The sequence below is a fragment of the Streptomyces sp. NPDC005393 genome, from assembly GCF_040606675.1.
Lineage (GTDB): Bacteria > Actinomycetota > Actinomycetes > Streptomycetales > Streptomycetaceae > Streptomyces.
Genome location: NZ_JBEXFG010000039.1, coordinates 22,447 through 40,936, shown reverse-complemented (window position 1 = coordinate 40,936; position 18,490 = coordinate 22,447). Strand labels below are relative to the sequence as shown.

At 72.2% G+C, this 18,490-nt stretch carries 12 protein-coding genes and 4 pseudogenes; 11 read left to right on the top strand and 5 right to left on the bottom strand.

What is annotated here, in order from left to right:
- Nucleotides 1–3: 3 nt before the first annotated feature.
- Nucleotides 4–1,182 carry a SchA/CurD-like domain-containing protein gene (locus ABZS71_RS26795; protein WP_356214191.1) on the bottom strand — a complete coding sequence of 393 codons (1,179 nt, stop codon included), beginning with the start codon at nucleotides 1,180–1,182 and terminating at the stop codon, nucleotides 4–6.
- A 160-nt stretch (nucleotides 1,183–1,342) separates the two neighbouring features.
- Here ABZS71_RS26795 and ABZS71_RS26790 point away from each other — a divergent pair, with 160 nt between their 5' ends.
- A complete protein-coding gene (locus tag ABZS71_RS26790) occupies nucleotides 1,343–2,989 on the top strand; it encodes an FAD-dependent monooxygenase (protein ID WP_355843105.1) in 1,647 nt (548 codons plus the stop codon).
- A gap of 34 nt (nucleotides 2,990–3,023) precedes the next feature.
- Here the strand turns inward: ABZS71_RS26790 and ABZS71_RS26785 are convergent, their stop codons facing one another.
- The 3 genes from ABZS71_RS26785 to ABZS71_RS26775 are packed head-to-tail and all read right to left on the bottom strand — an operon-like array spanning nucleotide 3,024 to nucleotide 5,006.
- Entirely contained in the window at nucleotides 3,024–3,707 is a 684-nt protein-coding gene (locus ABZS71_RS26785; RefSeq protein ID WP_356214189.1) for a VTT domain-containing protein, read from the bottom strand.
- Nucleotides 3,680–4,462: an MBL fold metallo-hydrolase gene (locus ABZS71_RS26780; RefSeq protein ID WP_356214187.1), complete on the bottom strand. Its 783-nt coding sequence runs from the start codon at nucleotides 4,460–4,462 to the stop codon at nucleotides 3,680–3,682. Before ABZS71_RS26780 ends, ABZS71_RS26785 begins: the two co-directional genes overlap by 28 nt.
- 58 nt (nucleotides 4,463–4,520) lie before the next feature.
- The gene (locus ABZS71_RS26775) at nucleotides 4,521–5,006 is read right to left on the bottom strand and encodes a GNAT family protein (protein ID WP_355843096.1); all 486 of its coding nucleotides are present in this window, start codon (nucleotides 5,004–5,006) and stop codon (nucleotides 4,521–4,523) included.
- A 380-nt stretch (nucleotides 5,007–5,386) separates the two neighbouring features.
- Between ABZS71_RS26775 and ABZS71_RS26770 the strand changes: the two are divergent.
- The 3 genes and pseudogenes from ABZS71_RS26770 to ABZS71_RS26760 all read left to right on the top strand — a co-directional run bounded on the left by ABZS71_RS26770 (nucleotide 5,387) and on the right by ABZS71_RS26760 (nucleotide 7,906).
- Nucleotides 5,387–6,411: pseudogene (locus ABZS71_RS26770) on the top strand (membrane dipeptidase).
- Nucleotides 6,412–6,516: 105 nt separating this feature from the next.
- The gene (locus tag ABZS71_RS26765; protein ID WP_356214185.1) at nucleotides 6,517–7,446 is read left to right on the top strand and encodes a YihY/virulence factor BrkB family protein; all 930 of its coding nucleotides are present in this window, start codon (nucleotides 6,517–6,519) and stop codon (nucleotides 7,444–7,446) included.
- Between the two features lie 31 nt (nucleotides 7,447–7,477).
- Nucleotides 7,478–7,906 (top strand): ATP-binding protein, encoded by a 429-nt coding sequence (locus ABZS71_RS26760; RefSeq protein ID WP_356214183.1) that lies wholly within the window; start codon nucleotides 7,478–7,480, stop codon nucleotides 7,904–7,906.
- Here the strand turns inward: ABZS71_RS26760 and ABZS71_RS26755 are convergent.
- Nucleotides 7,854–8,193, bottom strand: a pseudogene (locus ABZS71_RS26755) (ATP-binding protein); the annotation flags it as partial. The gene ABZS71_RS26760 and the pseudogene ABZS71_RS26755 sit on opposite strands and share 53 nt — an antisense overlap.
- A gap of 111 nt (nucleotides 8,194–8,304) precedes the next feature.
- Between ABZS71_RS26755 and ABZS71_RS26750 the strand changes: the two are divergent.
- The 7 genes and pseudogenes from ABZS71_RS26750 to ABZS71_RS26720 all read left to right on the top strand — a co-directional run bounded on the left by ABZS71_RS26750 (nucleotide 8,305) and on the right by ABZS71_RS26720 (nucleotide 18,476).
- Nucleotides 8,305–10,851 (top strand): SpoIIE family protein phosphatase, encoded by a 2,547-nt coding sequence (locus tag ABZS71_RS26750; RefSeq protein ID WP_356214181.1) that lies wholly within the window; start codon nucleotides 8,305–8,307, stop codon nucleotides 10,849–10,851.
- The gene (locus ABZS71_RS26745) at nucleotides 10,848–11,966 is read left to right on the top strand and encodes a substrate-binding domain-containing protein (RefSeq protein ID WP_356214179.1); all 1,119 of its coding nucleotides are present in this window, start codon (nucleotides 10,848–10,850) and stop codon (nucleotides 11,964–11,966) included. The genes ABZS71_RS26750 and ABZS71_RS26745 overlap by 4 nt, the downstream gene beginning before the upstream one ends.
- Before the next feature lie 47 nt (nucleotides 11,967–12,013).
- Nucleotides 12,014–12,796 (top strand): ATP-binding cassette domain-containing protein, encoded by a 783-nt coding sequence (locus tag ABZS71_RS26740; protein ID WP_356214177.1) that lies wholly within the window; start codon nucleotides 12,014–12,016, stop codon nucleotides 12,794–12,796.
- A complete protein-coding gene (locus ABZS71_RS26735; RefSeq protein ID WP_356214175.1) occupies nucleotides 12,793–13,986 on the top strand; it encodes a sugar ABC transporter permease in 1,194 nt (397 codons plus the stop codon). The genes ABZS71_RS26740 and ABZS71_RS26735 overlap by 4 nt, the downstream gene beginning before the upstream one ends.
- A gap of 270 nt (nucleotides 13,987–14,256) precedes the next feature.
- A pseudogene (locus ABZS71_RS26730) lies at nucleotides 14,257–14,430 on the top strand (protein-L-isoaspartate(D-aspartate) O-methyltransferase); the annotation flags it as partial.
- A 451-nt stretch (nucleotides 14,431–14,881) separates the two neighbouring features.
- Nucleotides 14,882–17,045: pseudogene (locus ABZS71_RS26725) on the top strand (phage holin family protein).
- Between the two features lie 36 nt (nucleotides 17,046–17,081).
- Nucleotides 17,082–18,476 (top strand): amino acid permease, encoded by a 1,395-nt coding sequence (locus tag ABZS71_RS26720; protein ID WP_356214171.1) that lies wholly within the window; start codon nucleotides 17,082–17,084, stop codon nucleotides 18,474–18,476.
- Nucleotides 18,477–18,490 lie beyond the last annotated feature (14 nt).

Below are 18,490 nucleotides of genomic sequence, written 5' to 3'. Positions count from 1 at the left end.
ACGTCAGTAGTCCGCCGCCCGGCGGTCGGTGAGCGGGACCATGTCGCAGTCCGCGAGGAAGCGCCGCAGTCCGTCCTCGGACGACAGATCCCGGCCGGTGGGGACGTCGACAAGGCGGCTCAGCACGGCCGCGGCGCGCTTGCCGCCGACACCGGCGGCCAGCGCCGGGTCCCGGTCCAGTGGGGCGCCGAGATCCACCAGCCGGACGACGGTGTCCTGGTGCTGGAAGATGGTGCTGCTCAGCAGGGGGCACGGGGTGGTCTCGGACCCCTTGCGCGCGCCGCCCGCCGTGCCGATGAGGGCCAGCTCGTCCTGGCGGGCCAGCAGCCGGGCGACCGCCGTACCGCAGCCCCGCTTCACCGGGTAGATCAGCGCATGACGCCGTATGGCGGTGACCTGCGGCGTGCCGTTCGCCGACAGGTGGGCCACCAGGGGCAGCGCCGCGGACATGAAGTATTCCCGCGCCGAATCCGGATCGTCCATGTCGCGGGACACCTCCAGATAAGGGTTGATGGCGTCCTCGACCGCCCTGACCTCGGGCTGCATGGCCACATGGCGCAGCGCCGTCATCAGGTCGCCCTTCACCTCGACGGCCCGGACCACCCGGTTGCCGCTCATGAACAGGGAGGTGCGGCACAGCCGGGTGGTGTCGTCGACCCGTGACTCGGGCGAGGAGTAGCCGGCCAGGATGGCGGCCACATCGGCCTCGCTGCCCGGCTTGACGGTGAAGGCCAGCGCATGCCGGATCACCCCGTCGCCGGTCCGCGGGGCGGCCTGCAGCCGGCCCCTGGCCCGTGTGGTGTGCTCACCGCGGGGCGGCATTTCCCGCAGGATGCCGAACCGCAGCGACCGGGTGTCCTCCACACATCCGTGCAGCGGCTTGACCATCTCGCGGTGCTCTGCGCTGTCCACCCAGGCGAGGAACGGCGGCGCGCTCTCCCACTCGCTGGTGATCAGCCACTTGCAGGGGTCCTCGATCGACTGGCACAGCTGATCGCTGAGGTGGCCCGGGACCGAGGCCACTTGATGGCACAACTCGTCGTACGCGCGCAGAAAGCGCTCCTCGGCACCGCTGCGCACATCCAGCAGCAGCACCACACGCAGTCGGGAGTCGGTCAGTGTCGACTGCATGGTCATGGTGGGTGTCGTGGTGGGCTGTGGAGCCTGGGACAGGGTGCTCATGTTCCACTCCTCCTAGGGGGGATGCGTCCTTCCTTGGATGCGTCGCCCGCTAGACGATCGTGGAGCGCTCCCACCGGATGGCGCGAGATTTGTGAGCCATCTGAGCGAACGCCAGGTCAGAGGCTCGCAGGGCCGCTCGCAGACCGGGCATAGCAGCACAATGAAACCTCTTGCCGAGAAAGCCGACACTGCTGAGCGGGTGCCCGTCCTGATCACGGGCGGCTCCCTGGTGGGACTCTCCGCCTCGCTGTTCCTGGGCCGTCTGGGCATCGGCCATCTGCTGGTGGAAAAGCACGCGCGCACCTCGATCCACCCCCGCGGACGGGGGAACAACGTGCGCACGATGGAGCTGTTCCGGACCGCGGGGGTGGAGTCCGCGATCCGCGAGGCCGCGTCCGTCCTGGCCGAGAACCACGGCATCCTGCAGGCTGAATCACTCACCGGAACGGACCACAACTGGCTCTTCCGCGACATCGACCCCGGCGGCAAGATCGGCCGGATCAGCCCCTCCGGCTGGTGCCTGTGCAGCCAGAACGACCTCGAACCCGTCCTGCTGCGGGCCGCCCAGGGCCTCTGCGGCGAACTGCGCTTCGGCACCGAGCTGATCTCCTTCGAGCAGGACGCCGACGGGGTGACCGCCGAGATCCTGGACCGCACGTCCGAACGGCGCAGCACGGTCCGCGCCGAATACCTCATCGCCGCCGACGGCCCCCGCAGCCCCGTCCGCGACGGGCTCGGCATCGGCCAGAGCGGACACGGCGAGCTCTTCCACAACGTGTCCATCACCTTCCGCGCCAAGCGGCTCGCGGACGCGGTCGGCGACCGCCGCTTCATCGCCTGCTATCTGACCAACCCCAAGGCCGACGGGGCGCTGCTCCCGGTCGACAACCAGGAGCAGTGGGTCTTCCACGCGCCCTGGCACCCCGAGGACGGCGAGCCGCTCGAGGCGTTCACCGACGAGCGCTGCGCCGACCACATCCGCACCGCCGTCGGCATGCCCGATCTGGAGGTCGAGATCACCGGGAAGGCCCCCTGGCATGCGGCCGAGCGGGTGGCGGACCGCTACTCCGACAGACGGGTCTTCCTCGCCGGGGACTCCGCCCACGAGATGTCACCCACCGGTGCCTTCGGCTCCAACACCGGCATCCAGGACGCCCACAACCTCGCCTGGAAGCTGGCCGCCGTGCTGGGCGGTTGGGCGGGCCCCGGGCTGCTGGAGACCTACGGCGCCGAGCGCCAGCCGGTCGCCAAGGCCACCAGCGCCCGTGCCGCCGCCCGCTCGGCCGAACACAGCCACCCCGGCTACTCCGCGCCCGCCACGGCCGGGCCGCAGAGCAATGTGATGGCCGTGGCCATGGGCTATCGCTACGTACGCGGCGCGATCCTCGGCGCGGACCCCTCGGCCTCCCCGGTCCCCGAGCAGTTCTCCGTCTCCGCCGACCCCGGCAGCCGCGCCCCGCACATGTGGGTCCACCGCTGCGGTGTCCGCCTGTCCACCCTCGACCTCTACGAGCGCACCTGCGTCCTGCTCACCGGTCCCGGCGGCGCCGCCTGGCACGAGGCGGGCGGTCATGTCGCCGAGGACCTCGGCATCCCCCTCGACCGCTACCGCGTCGGCACCGAACCCGACCATGAACTCGCTCCCGAGCCGGGCGTCGACTGGGCCGACCTCCATGGCACGGCGCCCGATGGCGCGGTCCTCGTCCGCCCGGACGGCTTCGTGGCCTGGCGCGCGGAGCGCTCCGTGTCCGACCCGCAAGCCATGCTGACGGAGGTGCTGCGCCAGGTGCTGAGTCTCACCCGCTGAGGTAACCGGGCTGAGCCGGGGCCCCGGCCCCGGCTCAGCCCGCCGGCTCGCTGGAGGCCGTGCGGCGGGAGCGGCGGCGGCGCCAGAGGGAGGGGGCGGTGCTGATGGCCACCGTCAGGAGGACGGCCGCCGCCACGCCCTCCCAGGGTTCCCGGAAGAGCGAGCCGCCCAGAATGCCGATCAGCTGATACGTCCCGGCCCAGGCCGGCGCCGCCGGCCCCGCGCCCCGGACGAACCTCCGCATCGGCATCCGGGCCAGCAGGCAGGCCAGCATCACCGGGATCCGGCCCGCCGGAATCAGCCGGGACAGGACCAGGACCGCCACCCCGTGCTCGGTCAGCCGGGCCTCGGCCTGTGCGAGGCGTTCGGGGGCGGCGCGGTCGTGGATGCGGGCCAGCCGGCGGGAGCCGTTCTTGGAGCGGACGCCGCGCCTGCCGAGCCAGTAGAGGACGACGTCGCCGAGGAAGGCCGCCAGGGAGGCCACCGCGAAGACGACCAGGAGGGAGAGCGGGGGAGTGGACTGGTGGACGGCGACGGCGGCGGCCGAGCTGACCACCGCGCCCGTCGGCACCACCGGCACCAGCGACCCCAGCATCACCAGCAGAAACAGCGAGGGATAGCCCACCGCCTGCTGCGTGGACTCCGACGGCAGGCTTCGCGCGAGGTCGGTCAGATCCGGTAAAAGCTCTATCACCAGGCCGGCTCCAGCCGGACACATTCCCCGTGCCCCAGCCGGTGCACCGCCGCCCCGGGGGCCAGCCGCCCCGCGTGCCGTACGAAGTCGTCGCCCGGTGCGTGGAATTCATGCGGACGGACCGCGTCCAGACCGATCGGCCAGTATGTCCCGTAGTGCACCGGCACCGCCCTGCGTGCCCCCAGCCGCGCCAGCGCCTGCGCCGCCCGGCCCGCGTCGAGATGGCCGTGGCCCAGGTACGGGCCCCAGCCGCCCACCGGCAGCAGCGCCACATCGCACGCCCCGACCACCTCGGCCATCTCGTCGAACAGCCCGGTGTCGCCCGCGAAGTACGTCGTCGCCTCGCCCCGCACCACATACCCCAGGGCGGGCACTGTGCTCGGCCCGTACGGCAGCCGCCGGCCGTCGTGCGCGGCGGGGACGGCGCGGATCCGCACGTCGCCCACCGTGAGCTCGTCCCCCGGCCGCACCTCCGTGACCCGCAGCTCGCGCGCCGCGACCACCCGCCGCAGCCTGGGCACCGCCCGCCCGGCGCCGTGCGGCACGACCAGCCGGGTGCCGGGCCACAGCCGGGCGAGCGAACCGAGATGGAGATGGTCGGCGTGGAGGTGCGAGACCAGCGCGACATCCGCCACCGCCGCGGCGGGCGGCGGCACGGGTCCCCGGCGCCGCCGCAGATGCGCGAAGCGCCGTGCGAACAAGGGGTCGGTCAGCACCCGTACGCCGGAGTCCTGCACGGTCGCGGTGGCATGTCCCCACCACGTGATCTCCACCGACACGCTGTGCCTCCCGTTCGTCGGGCCCGGATCCGATCCTCTCACCCCGCCCGGGGCCCGCTCAGCGGAGGACGAGCACCAGCTCGTCGATCTCCGTCCCCCGCGCCGCGGCGAACCCCCGCTCCTCCCCGGCCACCGTGAACCCGCACTTCTCCAGCACCCGCAGCGACCCCACGTTGTCCTTGGCGATCCGCGCGTACAGCGGACGGACCGTGACCACCTCCAGGAACGCGGTCAGCGCCCGGGTGGCCACGCCCTTGCCCCAGTGCTCCCGGCCGATCCAGTAGCCGACGGACGGCTCGCCGAACTGCTCGAAGCTCAGCACGTTTCCGGCCACCCGCCCGTCGTACAGCACCGTCCGCTTGACCATGGCGTTGTCGCCGAGGATGCGGTCCCACTGCGCGTCGAAGGCGCCCCGGTCACCGGGGACCTCGGAGGTGAAGGCGGCCATCCGGTTCGCCTCGGCGTCCCGGTGGTAGTCGAAGAAGACGGCGAGGTCGTCCCGGGTCACCTCACGCAGCTGCACATCCGCTCGGCTCGTGGTCATGGCGTCAAGTCTGCACCGTGCGCCGACCGGGTGGACCTCGGTCAGTCGCCTTCGCCCTGGGTCCAGGACGGAGTGCTCGCGCTGCGCCACATCCCGTACCCCCACGGCGGTCAGCGCCGACGCCACGGCCACCACGAGCCACCACCACGGGGACACGAGCCACGCGAGCACCGCGCGGCCAGCCGTCGTCAACGCAGGTCCAGCCACCAAAACATTCTCAGCACGCCCGCACGGCTACCCCGCTTCCGCCCGGACGATGCGGAAGGGTTCGCTGAGGGTGACCGTGGTGGCGTCGCGCGCCCTCCGGGAATTCCATGGACCGGCCGCGAGCGCTACGACACGATGGCCGCTGCCGAAGACACCGAGGGAAGAGCGTGCGCATGAGCCGTGAACTCCACCGCCGCGCCGTCGTCGCCGACGCGCACAACGATCTGCTGATCGCGGTCACCGCGCGCCCGCCACGCCGCTGGGCGGGTTTCTTCCGGGAGCGCTGGCTGCCCAGCTGCGCGAGGGCGGGGTGGATCTGCAGGTGCTGCCGGTCTTCATCGACGACCGGTTCCGCCCCGAGGGCGCGCTGCGCGAGACGCTGCGGATGATCGAGTGCGCGCACACCCTGGCCGAGGGCAACGCGGACGAGGTACGGCTGTGCCTGGACGGCGACGACATCGACGCCGCGCTCGCCGACGGCAGGATCGCCCTGGTGCTGGCGCTGGAGAGCGCCCCCGGTCTGGACGCGAACGTCGAGCTCATCCCGACCCTCCACCGCCTCGGGGTGCGAATCGCCTCCCTCGCCCACTGGGGCCGTACCGCGCTCGCCGACGGCAGCGGCGAGGACGCCACCGGCAGCCGTCTCACCGAGGCGGGGGTCGAGGCGCTGCGGGAGATGGAGCGTCTCGGGCCTCTTCGACGTCTCCCACCTCGGCGCCTGTGGAGTCGCCCATGTGCTGGAGCTGGCCACCCGCCCCGTCATGGCGACCCACTCCTGTGCCCGTGCGCTCCTCGACCACCACCGCAATCTCACCGACGAGCAGCTGCGCGGCATCGCCGCGACGGGCGGCACGGTGTGTGTGAACTTCCTCGGCGAGTTCCTGGCCACCGACCAGGCCGACCGCACGGTGGACCGGCTGGCCGAGCACATCATCCATATCGCCGATGTCATCGGCGTGGACCATGTCGGGCTGGGCCCGGACTTCATCAAGGAGGTCGGCGACGACACGCTGCCCCGTGCTGCGAGGACCGGGAGTACACCGAGCTGCTCGTCCCCGGCCTGGAAGGCCCCCGCGGTCTGCCTCTGGTGACCGAGGCGCTGGTCCGAAGGGGACTTCCCGGGACGGCCGTCCAGAAGGTCCTCGGCGGCAACGTCCTGGAGCTGTTCCGCAAGGAGCTGGGCCGTCCGACTGGTTGAGTACGGTCCACCGGGATAGGCCGCGCCCGCCGGGGCATGCGGCTTGAAGCACGCGCCGTACGGGCTCAGGCCCGTACGGCGCACGGATGAAGGGGCACGGGGTGCATGGGCGGCTCACGCGAGGCGGGTGACCGGGGGCGGGGCCGCTGGTGGGCGGCGCTGCGCCGGACCCCCGTCACGGCATGGAACGAGGACATCACCGATTGGGCGGCCGCGCTGACCTACTACGCCGTGCTGGCCCTCTTCCCCGTCCTGCTGGTGATGCTCTCGGTGCTCGGCCTGTCCATGCCCGCCTCGACGCCCGACGTCATCGACCGCCTGACCCAGGCCGCCCCGCCGGAATCCCGTGAGCTGCTGCGCGGCGCGCTGCGCCAGACGGCCCACCAGCAGTCCACCGCCTGGCTGCTGGTGGTCATCGGCGGCATCGGCGGTCTGTGGTCCGGCTCCAGCTATCTGGCCGTCTTCCGGCGGGCCCTGCACGCGATGCACCGGGAGAGCGCCCACCGCCCGGTCTGGCGCACCGCCCCCCGGATCCTCCTCACCGCCCTCGCCGTGATCGTCCTGCTGCTCGCCACCACCGTCACGCTGCTGCTGACCGCCGATCTGGCCCGCGGGCTGGGACGGGTCTGGCATATGGGCAGCGCCCCGCTGACCGCCTGGGCCACCCTGCGGTGGCCGGCGCTGGTCGCCATGGCCGTCGTGCTGATCCTGGTGCTCTACCGCTCGGGCCCGGCCCGCTCCCGCCCGGTGCGCCGGATGGCGCCCGGCGGCGCCCTGGCCGTACTCCTGCTGCTGGCCGTCTCGCTCGGCTTCAGCGCCTACGCCTCGCATGTGCCCACGTACCACCGGCTATACGGGCCGCTGGCGGGGATGGTGGTGTTCCTGATGTGGCTGTGGCTGTCCAATCTGGCCCTGCTGCTCGGAGCGCTGTTCAACGTGGAGCTGGTACGGGCCCCGAAATCGGACACATGTCCTGGGGCGGGAGGGGAAGACGGCCAAGAGGCCGCCCGGTGGCTTCCCCGTACACCCGGGTGACCGCGACATCGGAGTTGGGAGGTGGGAGACAATGCCGGCTGCAGATGAGCTGACCGACGCTGTCACATCCGTCAGCAGTGACCTGGCGACCGGTCCCGACGCCGCAGGCCGGGCCCGGCATGTGGCACGTGGCTTCCTCGGGAAGGCCCCTATCGGCGAGGCGGCCGAGATGAGCGACGCCGTCGAGCTGGTGGTGTCCGAGCTGGTGACCAACGCGGTGCGCCATGCTCACGGGCGGATGTGCCGGATGGAGCTGACGGACCTCGGCGACGGCGTGGAGATCGCCGTCAGCGACGGCGATCCGACCCCACCCCGCTGGAGGTCACCCGATCTGTCCGGCGGCGGCGGGGGCTTCGGCTGGCCACTGGTGCACCGGCTGGCCTCCTCGGTCAGGGTGTCGACCCGGCTCACCGGGAAAACCGTGCACGCCGTGGTCGTCCCCGGCCTCGTCCCCGCGTGAGCGGTGACTCCTGGGGGGCACGGTCAGCGCAGGCCGCCGCTGCCTGACCGGGGATGAGCCGTTCGCACCAGATCGTCTTGCCCTCGCGGGCGTGGCGGGTGCCCCAGCGCTGGGTGAGCTGGGCGACCAGCAGGAGGCCGCGGCCGCCCTCGTCGGAGAGGCGGGCGCGGCGCATATGCGGGCGCGGCGCATATGGGGGCGGTGTTGCCGGCGTCGGAGACTTCGCGGATGAGGGTGCGGTCGCGGATCAGCCGTAGCTGGATGGGGCCTCGGGCGTGGCGGATCGATCACCGCACACACCGCCGCAAGATGCCCCCTTTCCTCCATCTGTGCCATGCTTTTGATGTGAGCGCTGTCCCTTTCAAGGAGGCGCGGCTCTGAAGGCCCCGGCGCCAACCATGATCGGTCCCCGCGCGGAGGCGGATACACGGCCCGGGTCCGCCCATGAGACCGGCGGTCCGCGCACGGAGGCGGTGCAGGCGGCTGTGACCGGGCATGTCCTGTCGTTCACGGGGACCGCGTTGGTCGCCGTCTACACGCTGGACGCGGACGGCGCCGAGCTGCGATTGGCCGAGACGGTACGCAGCTCCGGCGGCCCGTACGCGCTGCCAGCGAGCTACTCCCTGTCAGAGCGCACACCCGTCGCCGACGCCTTCCGTACGGGCCGCCCCCTGTGGCTGAGCCCGGACGAACTCGCCGCCTACGGCCCGACCGACGCGGACGCCCGGATACCGCACGGTGTCTCGCTGGGAGTGGTGCCGCTCGGCGGGGACGGCGCGGGGCTGGGATGCCTGGTGGTCGTGGAGGAGGCGCCCGACGGTATCGACGCCGACCGCCGCAGCTTCCTGGAGCTGTACGCCCAGCATGTCGCGGCGGGGCTTGAGGCGTCGGGGCCGAAGGCCCTGGGACACCCGCATCTCCCAGCGCTGCCGGCCCCCTCCCTGGACCGCCTCCGGGCCGGCGCGTTCGTCCTGCTCCCGCGCACCGGGCAGATGACCGCCGACGCGCCGATGCTGGAGCTGCTCGGCATCGCGCCGGAGGACTTCGACGGACGGGTGGAGACCCTGCTGGAGAGCACCGTCCCGGACGACCTTCCCGCCCTGATGGCGATCGTGGAGCCGGCCCGGCCGACCACCACCACCTCACAGCTGGACTTCCGTATCCGCCGGCCCAACGGCGAGCTGCGCTGGCTGGGTCTGCGCTGCCGGGTCCAGCCGGGTGCGGACGGCACACCGGAACGCGTACTGGGCGTGCTCGCGGAAGCCTCGTATCTGCGGCCCGGCACCGACGAGGTGTCCATGGTGCAGCGGCTGTCCGCCGCCCTGGCCGGCGCGACGAGCGTCCGGGACGTCGGCCAGGCGGTGGTCAGCGCCCTGCGCGACCCGCTGCGGGCCCATCGGATCGCGGTCGCCGAGCTCCAGGCCGACCAGCTCGTGGTCAGCGTCCTCGCCCCCGCCGAACCCGCCGTCTGGCCGGAGCTGTGGCGGTCCGCGTGGCGGTCCGAATGGCCGGACGCGCCGAGCCACGCCCTGCCCACGCTCGTGGAGACGCTGCGCGAGGGCCATGTGAGCGTATGGCCCCCGGGTGCCGACATCGAACCCGGTCTCGCGGGCATCGGCCCCGGGGGGCTCGCCGTCCTGCCGCTCCCGGCGGACGGCCGGATCGTCGGAGTCTGCCTGATCGGGTGGGAGGAGCGGCACGAGTTCGGGCCGCAGGAGCGATCCCTGCTGACGGCGACCGCGCGGCTGGTGGGCCAGGCCCTGGTGCGCGCCCACGCGCTGGACGCCGAGCACGAGCTCGCCACGATGCTCCAGCGCAGCCTGCTGCCCCGCAAGGTGCCGGTGCTGCCCGGCGGGGTGGCCGTCACCCGCTATCTGCCCGCGACGATGGGCCTGGAGGTGGGCGGCGACTGGTACGACGTGATCCCGCTGACCGAGGGCCATGTCGCGCTCGTCATCGGGGACGTCCAGGGGCACAGCGCCGCGGCCGCCACGATCATGGGCCAGATGCGCACGGCCATCAGGGCCTACGCCGTGGAGGGCCATCCGCCCGATGTGGTCGTCTCCCACGCCAACCGGCTGCTCGTCGGCATGGAGACCGATCTCTTCGCGACCTGCTGCTATGTCGACCTGGACATGGAGGAGGGCGAGGCGTTGTTCGTCCGGGCCGGACACATGCAGCCGCTGCTGCGCCGCCCGGACGGCAGTACGGAAGAGCTGACGGTCGAGGGCGGCCCCCCGCTGGGCGTGGTCGCGGACGCCGAGTTCCCGATGACCGCGGCCGGTCTGGCGTCCGGCACCCTGCTCGCCCTGATGACGGACGGCCTGGTGGAATCCGCCCGGCTCGACCTGGAGGACGGCGTACGCCAGGTGTGCGAGGCGCTCGCCCGCGCCGACCCGTCCGACCCCGGACGGGTGGCGGACGAGCTGCTCGGCGGCGCGAGCCGGCGCGATGACGATGTCGCGCTCCTGCTCCTGCGCTACGACGGGATGCGGGTACGGCCCACCCGCGCCGGCTGGACCGTGTGGCGGCTGCCCGACGCCGTGATGCACGCGCGCCGCTTCACCGCGCGCACCCTGCGCTCGTGGGGCGTGACGGAGGAGCTGGACGTGGCGTTGCTGATCACCTCCGAGCTGGTCACCAACGCCCTCGTGCACACCCAGGGCGAGGTGCAACTGCATCTGACGCTGACCGCGGACCGGCTGCGGATCGCGGTCAGCGACCGGTCGCCCCGTGCGCCCGTCAAGCCGGCCACCATGGACTGGGAGTCCACCGGCGGGCGCGGGCTCCTGCTCGTCGACGCGGTGTCGCAGTCCTGGGGGTCGGTGCCGCTCAGCGGGGGCAAGCAGGTCTGGGCCGAGATCGCCCTGTCCTCCGTGCGAGACCCGTCCTCGGTGCGAGAGCCGCCCTGCGCACGAGAAGACACGGGGAGGCCGGCCCCATGAGCCTCCGCCGGACGCGCGAGCGCCTCCGTACGGCCACCGCCCTCGCGGTGGGGCTGGGCCTGGCCGTGTCCCTCGCCTCCTGCGGTAAGGCGGCCCAGGTGCACGAGCCGGGCGGCGGGCCCCACCGCGGCGGCCTGCACATCGGCCTGCTGCTCCCGGACAACGAGATCGCCCGCTTCGCCCGGTTCGACAAGCCCCTGATCAAGAAGAAGGTCAAGGAGCTGTGCCCGCGCTGCACGATGGAGTACGCCAGTGCCCAGCACGATGCGGCCAACCAGCAGCATCAGGTCGATGCGATGATCGCCAACGGTATCGAGGTCCTGATCCTCGACCCGGTCGACAGCAAGGCGATCCGCGCCTCGGTCATCAAGGCGCACCGGGCGAACATCCCGGTCGTCGCCTACGACCGCCTCGCGGAGGGACCCGTCTCCGGTTATGTCTCCTTCGACGGCGCGCGGGTCGGCAGACTCCAGGGCGAGGCGCTGCTGAGGGCGCTCGGCCCGGACGCGCGCCACAAGCAGATCGTCATGATGAACGGCTCGTCGACCGACCCCAACGCGGGCTGGTTCGAGCGGGGCGCGCTCTCCGTCCTCCGCGGCAAGGTCAAGATCGGCAAGTCGTACGAGACCGTCGGATGGCGACCCGAGAACGCCAACCTCAACATGACCGGCGCCATCGCGGCCCTGGGCGCCCAGCACATCGACGGCGTCTACGCGGCGAACGACGGCCTCGCCGCCGGCGTCATCGCCGCCCTCAAGGCCGCCAGGATCCATCCGCTGCCGCCCGTCACCGGCCAGGACGCCGAGCTCGCGGCCGTGCAGCGGATCGTCGCGGGCGAGCAGTACATGAGCGTCTACAAGCCCTTCAAGCCCGAGGCCGACGCCGCCGCGGCCATGGCCGTCGCGCTGGGGCACGGCAAGACGCTCGACGGTATCGCGAAGCAGAAGGTCAACAACGGCCCCACCCAGGGCATCCCCGCCGTCCTGCTGGAGCCGATCCCGCTGACCGTCCACAACATCAAGAGCACCCTCATCAAGGACGGCATGTACACCATTGATCAGATCTGCACCGAGAAGTACGTGGCCGACTGCCGGAAGGCCGGCCTCATCAGGTGAGACGCGAGGGCGTCCGGGCGGCCTCCGCGCTCCGAAGGGAGGAGCAGATGGCTCATCCGTCAGCCCCGCCCCTGCTCGCGCTGCGCGGCGTCTTCAAACGGTTCGGCGCGGTCCAGGCGCTCGCGGACGTCGAGTTGGAGATCCACGCCGGTGAGGTCATCGCCCTCGTGGGCGACAACGGCGCCGGCAAGTCCACCCTGATCAAGGTGATCTCGGGCGTCGAGCCGGCCGACGAGGGCGTCATCGAATGGGAGGGCCGGCCCGTCCACATCGGCCGCCCCCACGACGCCCAGCACCTGGGAATCGCCACCGTCTACCAGGACCTCGCGCTCTGCGACAACCTCGATGTCGTCGGCAACGTCTTCCTCGGCCGCGAGATCCGCAGGGTCGGCGTCCTCGACGAGGTGGAGATGGAGCGCCGCACCCTGGGGCTGCTGGACAACCTCTCCATCCGGATCCCCGATGTGCGCCGTCCCGTCGCCTCCCTCTCCGGAGGCCAGCGGCAGACCGTCGCGATCTCGCGTGCCCTCCTCGGCGAACCCCGGCTCCTCCTCCTGGACGAGCCCACCGCGGCCCTGGGCATCGAACAGACCGCCCAGGTCCTCGACCTCGTCGACCGGCTCCGCGAACGCGGCCACGGCGTGCTCCTCATCAGCCACAACCTGGGCGACGTCAAGGCCGTCGCGGACTGCGTCGCCGTGCTGCGCCTCGGCCGCAACAACGGGTTCTTCGATGTGACGACCACCTCCCAGGAGCAGATCGTCTCCTCCGTCACCGGGGCCTCGGACAACGCCGTGACCCGGCGCAAGGCCCCGGAGGGGGAGCTGTGAGCCGACACGGCGCCGGCGGCTACGCGGGCGCGCTCAAGCGCAGGCTCCGCTCCGGCGAACTCGGCTCCGTCCCGGTCGCGCTCGGCGTGTTCACGATCTGGGTCATCTTCCAGACCCTGAACCGGAACTTTCTCTCACCGCGCAATCTGTCCAACCTCAGCGTGGACATCGTCGGCACCGGCATGATCGCGGCCGGCGTCATCTTCGTCCTGCTGGTCGGCGAGATCGATCTGTCCGTCGCCTCGGTGAGCGGCCTGGCGGCGGCCACGTTCGCCGTGCTGAACGTCAACCACGGCATGCACGAGCTGCCCGCCGTCCTGCTGGCCGCCCTCTGCGGCGCCGCCGTCGGAGCCGTCCAGGGGTTCTTCTTCGCCAAGGTCGGCGTCCCCGCGTTCGTCGTCACCCTCGCCGGACTGCTGGGCTGGTACGGCCTGATGCTCTACGTGATGGGGTCGTACGGCACCATCAACATCGATGACGAGGGCCTGGTCGCCAAGCTGACCAGCTACTACTTCACCGACGTCGCCGTCGCGTACGGCCTGGCGGCGATCGGCGCGGCCGGATACTTCCTGGCCTCCCGGCGGGACGCGCGGCGCCGCCGGGCCGCCGGGGTGCCGTACCGGCACCCGGGCGAGATCGCCGTGCGGACGGCGCTGCTCGCCGTGATCGCCTTCGCCGCCGCGTATGTGCTCAACCAGTTCCAGGGCCTGCCGCTCGCCCTCCTCATCTTCCTCATCGTCCTCGTCGGCCTGGACTACGTCCTGCGCCGCACGAAGTACGGACGGATGATCTTCGCCGTCGGCGGCGGCGCCGAAGCCGCCCGCCGCGCCGGACTCAATGTGGCGCTGGTGCGGATCTCGGCGTTCATGATGTCGGGGACGATGGCCGCGATCGGCGGCCTCTTCCTGGCCTCGCGGGTCAGCTCGGTGAGCCAGACCTCGGTCTCCAACAACCTGCTGATGAACGCCATCGGCGCGGCCGTCATCGGCGGCACCAGCCTCTTCGGCGGGCACGGCCGGATCTGGTCCGCCCTGCTCGGTGTGCTGGTCATCCAGTCGATCGCCTCGGGCGTGGCCCTCATGGACATCCAGGCCGCCGTGCAGTTCATGATCACCGGCGGCGTTCTGCTCGTCGCCGTCGTCATCGACTCGCTCTCGCGCCGGGCACAGAAGGCCCACGGCCGGCTCTGACCAGTCGGCTCGCCAGGGGGCGAGCCGTGTGCCGATGCCGTCGAGCAGAAGGTCGAGGCCGGTGCCGAAGGTGGTGGCCGCGTCAGGGTGGGCGGCATCCCGGACGGCCTTCGCCAGCGTCGGATAGCGGCCGGTGGGTCGGCGTGGAGGTCTCCGACCCCCGCGAGGGCCGGCCCGGTATCGCGGAGGCGACACCGGACGACGAGTCCGGGCGCCGTGGACGCGCTCGCCGAGGCGTGGGGCGTGCGGGAGCGCATCGTCGGCAAAACGAAGGAGGCGCGCGTCTGGCAGGCGGGCGGGCGTCGGCTGTGGGACGAGGTTGAGGCGGCCTACCGGTGGTGGATTGACCACGGCCGGCCGGAGCACACCCGGTTCGGCCTTACGGTGAACGACGCGGGCCACCGGGCGTGGCTGGACGACCCGGCCGACTCCTGGGCGGTGTAGGACCGCTACCTCGTCCGCATGGCCCCCAGCCGCTGCGTTGCCGACGCCCCACCCACGACCCCTACGAGGGGGTGATGAGGAAAACGCTTGACCTAGCGCAACTACTTCATCAAGCGAATTCGCAGGGGGTACCCCACCAGCTCGTCATCCGGCGACGGCCCGCACCCGCCCCCACCCTCGCCGATGCTCCAAGCACCGCGACCGACGCACAACCCGCACCCGGCGAACCCACAGACCGCGAACCCGCAGGCGCCGTAAGCGGAATGGACCGATCCCCGTAACCTGTCGCCCGCCGGGGCCCGGTTCCGCTGTGCAACGCTGGGGCTCGGTCCGTGCGCGCGGTGCGGGCCGTGAGGTGAAGCGAGGGCCCGGCGTGCAGAAGCCCCGGTGGAAGACGGTGGGTGGAGCCGTGCTGCGGGTGACGGCGGTGTGGGCGGTGTCCACGCTCACCATGCTCGCGCTCGCGGGGGTCCTCCCGGACTTCCGGCTGAAGTCCGGCACCGGCGACAGCGCGACGCGGATCGCGATCACGGCGGCGAGCGGGGCGGGGGCGTTCGGCCTGCTGAGCGCGCTGGTGTGGCCGTTGCTCGTACGGGCGATGCTGTTGCTGCCCGCGCTGGTGCTCGGGCTGCTGGTCTTCGTGCTGAACGGCTCGATGCTGCTGATCGCCATCAGTTTGATCCCGGACGGGCGGGGCTCGGTGGAGCCGGAGACGGCCGTCGTGGTCGCGGCCGTGATGTCGGCCGCGTCGTCGGCGACGAGCACCTTACTGACGGTACGGGACGACGAGGCGTACCGGCGGCGGTTGGCGCGGCTCGCGGACCGGCGGCGTCGGCGGCTGGGGGAGGACGGGGGGCGGGAACAGCCGCCGGGGACGGTGTTCCTGCAGCTCGACGGGGTGGGGCACGCGGTGTTGCGGGAGGCGCTGCGGAAGCGGGAGAACAAGCCGCCGGTGATGTCCACCGTCGCGGGGTGGGTCGGGAGCACGCATCAGGTGATGCCCTGGCGCACCGACTGGTCCAGCCAGACCGGCGCCAGCCAACTCGGCATTCTGCACGGGTCGAACGAGGAGGTGCCGGCCTTCCGCTGGTACGAGAAGAAGACCCGGGAGGTGATGGTGAGCAACCGGCCGACCGGCGCGGCCGTGTTGCAGCGCCGCGCCGCCGCCCGCGCGGGGCACGAGGGGCTGCTCGCCGTGGACGGGGCGAGCCGGGGGAACCTGTTCACCGGGGGCGCCGACCAGCTGGCTCTGGTGCTGTCGGTGGCGGCGCGGCGCGGTAAGCACAATCGTTCCCGCAGCGGCTACTTCGCGTACTTCTCCGACCCCGCCAACGCGACCCGTACCGCCGTGTCGTTTCTCGCCGAGGTGGGCCGGGAGATCGGCCAGTCCACGCGCGCCAAGCTGCGCCGGGAGACGCCCCGCGTGGGGCGCGGCGGGCTCTACCCCTTCATCCGGGCGTTCGCGACGGTCGTGGAGCGGGATGTGGTCGTGGCGGCGGTGATCGGGGACATCCTCTCCGGCCGTACCGCGATCTACGCGGATCTGGTGGCGTACGACGAGGTGTCCCACCACTCCGGGCCGCGCAGCCGCGACGCCCAGCAGGTGCTGGCGCGGCTCGACCGTTCCATCGCGCTGATCGCCGAGGTCGCCGAGCACGCCGCGCGCGACTACCGGATCGTGCTGCTGTCCGACCACGGGCAGAGCCCCGGCGAGACCTTCGCGGGGGGCGTACGGGCTCACGCTGGAGGACCTGGTCCGGGCCGGATGCGGGCTGCCGGTGTCGCGGCGGGCCGGGAGTACGCCGAGCGGCGCGGAGGCGCGCGAGGCGGCGCGGGCCGCTCTGCACCGGCCGGAGAGGGACGGGGACGGGCGCGGGCCGTCCGATCCGATCGTGCTGGCGTCCGGGAATCTGGGGCTGGTCTCCTTTCCCGATGTGCCGGGGCGGATGAGCCGCGAGGCGATCGAGGCGGCCCATCCCGCGCTGCTGCGGACGCTGGCCGACCATTCGGGGGTGGGCTTCCTGCTGGTGCGGTCCGAGGAGCACGGCGCGGTGGTGCTGGGCTCGGGCGGGCGGGAGCACCATCTGGACACGGGCCGGGTGATCGGGGCGAGCCCGCTCGCGGTCTTCGGGCCCGGCGCCGAGGCGGCCGTACGGCGGACCGCGCACTTCCGGAACACCGCCGACATCATGGTCAACTCCGTCTATGACCCGGTGACCGGCGAGGTGCATGCCTTCGAGGGGCAGATCGGCTCGCACGGCGGTCTCGGCGGGGAGCAGGGGCATCCGTTTCTGCTGTGGCCCGGGGAGCTGACCGCGCCGGTGGCGGCGGGGGCGGAGCTGGTCGGGGCGGAGCGGGTGCACACGGTGCTGCGGCGGTGGCTGGAGGAGGCGGACGAGCCGCGGATGCCCAGCGAGGGGGAGTCGCTCGGTGAGTCCGTCCGCGAGGGCGAGGACGAGCCCGTCGGCGAGGGCGCGGGGGAGTCGTCCGGCGGGCCGGTCGGACCCCTCGCCGTACGGGCGGAGGAAACGCGGCTGGAGGAATCGCGGCTGCACGTCCCCACCACCGCACCATTTCCCGTGGTCAGGGCGGTCGTGCCGGACAAAACCCGGTGATTTGTTGCATGATACATCTTCCGGGACAATACATATATGCACGATCAGCCCCACACCCGCCGCTTCGGCCTGCCCACGGCGACCGCACTCGTCATGGGCAACATCATCGGCGGCGGCATTTTTCTGCTGCCCGCCTCCGTCGCCCCCTTCGGCACCCTCAGCCTGCTCGCCTTCGTCATTCTGACCATCGGTGCCATCGCGCTCGCCCTCGTCTTCGGACGGCTGACGCAGCGCGACCCGCGCACGGGTGGCCCGTATGTCCATGCGCGCGCGGCCTTCGGCGACTTCGCGGGATTCCTGTCGGCCTGGTCGTACTGGACGATGACCTGGGTCAGCAACGCGGCGCTGGCGGTGGCCGCGGTCGGGTATGTGCGTGTGCTGGTCCCCGGGCATGACTCGAAGGGCGTCAACCTGGCCGTGGCGCTGCTCGCGCTGTGGCTGCCCGCGCTCGCGAACCTGGCGGGGACGCGCTGGGTGGGGGCGGTGCAGATCGTCTCGACGGTGCTGAAGTTCGTCCCCCTGCTCTTCGTCGCCGTAGTCGGGCTCTTCTTCTTCGACCCGCGCAACCTCGGCTCGTTCAACGCGACCGGCGGCAGCGCGCTCGGCGGTCTGTCGGCGGCGGCCGCGATCCTGCTCTACAGCTACGTCGGCGTGGAGTCGGCGTCGATGAGCGCGGGCGAGGTGCGGGACCCGGAGCGCAATGTGGGACGGGCCAGCGTGCTCGGCACGGTCGGCGCGGCCGTGGTCTATCTGCTCGGCACGGTGTCGGTCTTCGGCACGGTCGCCCACAAGGACCTGGCCAATTCCACCGCCCCCTTCTCGGACGCGGTCAACGCGATGTTCGGCGGCCACTGGGGCGGGACGCTGATCGCGCTGGCCGCCGTGGTGTCGATCGTCGGCGCGCTCAACGGCTGGACCCTGATGAGCGCCCAGGCGCCGTACGCGGCGGCCCGTGACGGGCTCTTCCCGGCGGCCTTCGCCACCAAGCGGCGCGGAGTGCCGACCGTCGGCGTCCTCGTCGGCGTGATCCTGGCCTCCCTCCTGACTGTGGTCAACTACTCCTCGGGGTCGAGCGGGCTCTTCGAGATCCTCGTCCTGATCACCACCTTCTCGGCGACGGTCCCGTATCTGCTGGCGGCCGGCGCGCAGCTGTACTTCCTGCTGTCGGGGCGGCGGGACGAGGTGCGGACGGGGCGCTTCGTCTGGGATCTGACGCTGGCGCTCGCGGGCTTCGGCTTCTCGTTCTGGCTGGTCGCCGGGGCCGGATACGCGGCGGTGTACCAGGGGGTGCTGTTCCTGTTCGCCGGTGTGCTCGTCTATGTGTGGATGACGGCGCGGCGCGAGGGCCGGGCTGAGGCTGCGGACGGCGCGGACGGCGCGGACGGCGCGGACGCTGTGACCGTGGAGCGCGCCCGACAGCTGACCACCTGAGGCCGGGCGCGGAG

What these genes read in the sequence shown, in the direction of transcription:
- ABZS71_RS26790 (WP_355843105.1), top strand. Translation starts at nt 1,343, where the DNA reads ATGAAACCTCTTGCCGAGAAAGCCGACACTGCTGAGCGGGTGCCCGTC.
- ABZS71_RS26765 (WP_356214185.1), top strand. Translation starts at nt 6,517, where the DNA reads ATGGGCGGCTCACGCGAGGCGGGTGACCGGGGGCGGGGCCGCTGGTGG.
- ABZS71_RS26775 (WP_355843096.1), bottom strand. Translation starts at nt 5,006, where the DNA reads ATGACCACGAGCCGAGCGGATGTGCAGCTGCGTGAGGTGACCCGGGAC.
- ABZS71_RS26760 (WP_356214183.1), top strand. Translation starts at nt 7,478, where the DNA reads ATGCCGGCTGCAGATGAGCTGACCGACGCTGTCACATCCGTCAGCAGT.
- ABZS71_RS26750 (WP_356214181.1), top strand. Translation starts at nt 8,305, where the DNA reads ATGATCGGTCCCCGCGCGGAGGCGGATACACGGCCCGGGTCCGCCCAT.
- ABZS71_RS26745 (WP_356214179.1), top strand. Translation starts at nt 10,848, where the DNA reads ATGAGCCTCCGCCGGACGCGCGAGCGCCTCCGTACGGCCACCGCCCTC.
- ABZS71_RS26795 (WP_356214191.1), bottom strand. Translation starts at nt 1,182, where the DNA reads ATGAGCACCCTGTCCCAGGCTCCACAGCCCACCACGACACCCACCATG.
- ABZS71_RS26720 (WP_356214171.1), top strand. Translation starts at nt 17,082, where the DNA reads ATGCACGATCAGCCCCACACCCGCCGCTTCGGCCTGCCCACGGCGACC.
- ABZS71_RS26740 (WP_356214177.1), top strand. Translation starts at nt 12,014, where the DNA reads ATGGCTCATCCGTCAGCCCCGCCCCTGCTCGCGCTGCGCGGCGTCTTC.
- ABZS71_RS26785 (WP_356214189.1), bottom strand. Translation starts at nt 3,707, where the DNA reads ATGTGTCCGGCTGGAGCCGGCCTGGTGATAGAGCTTTTACCGGATCTG.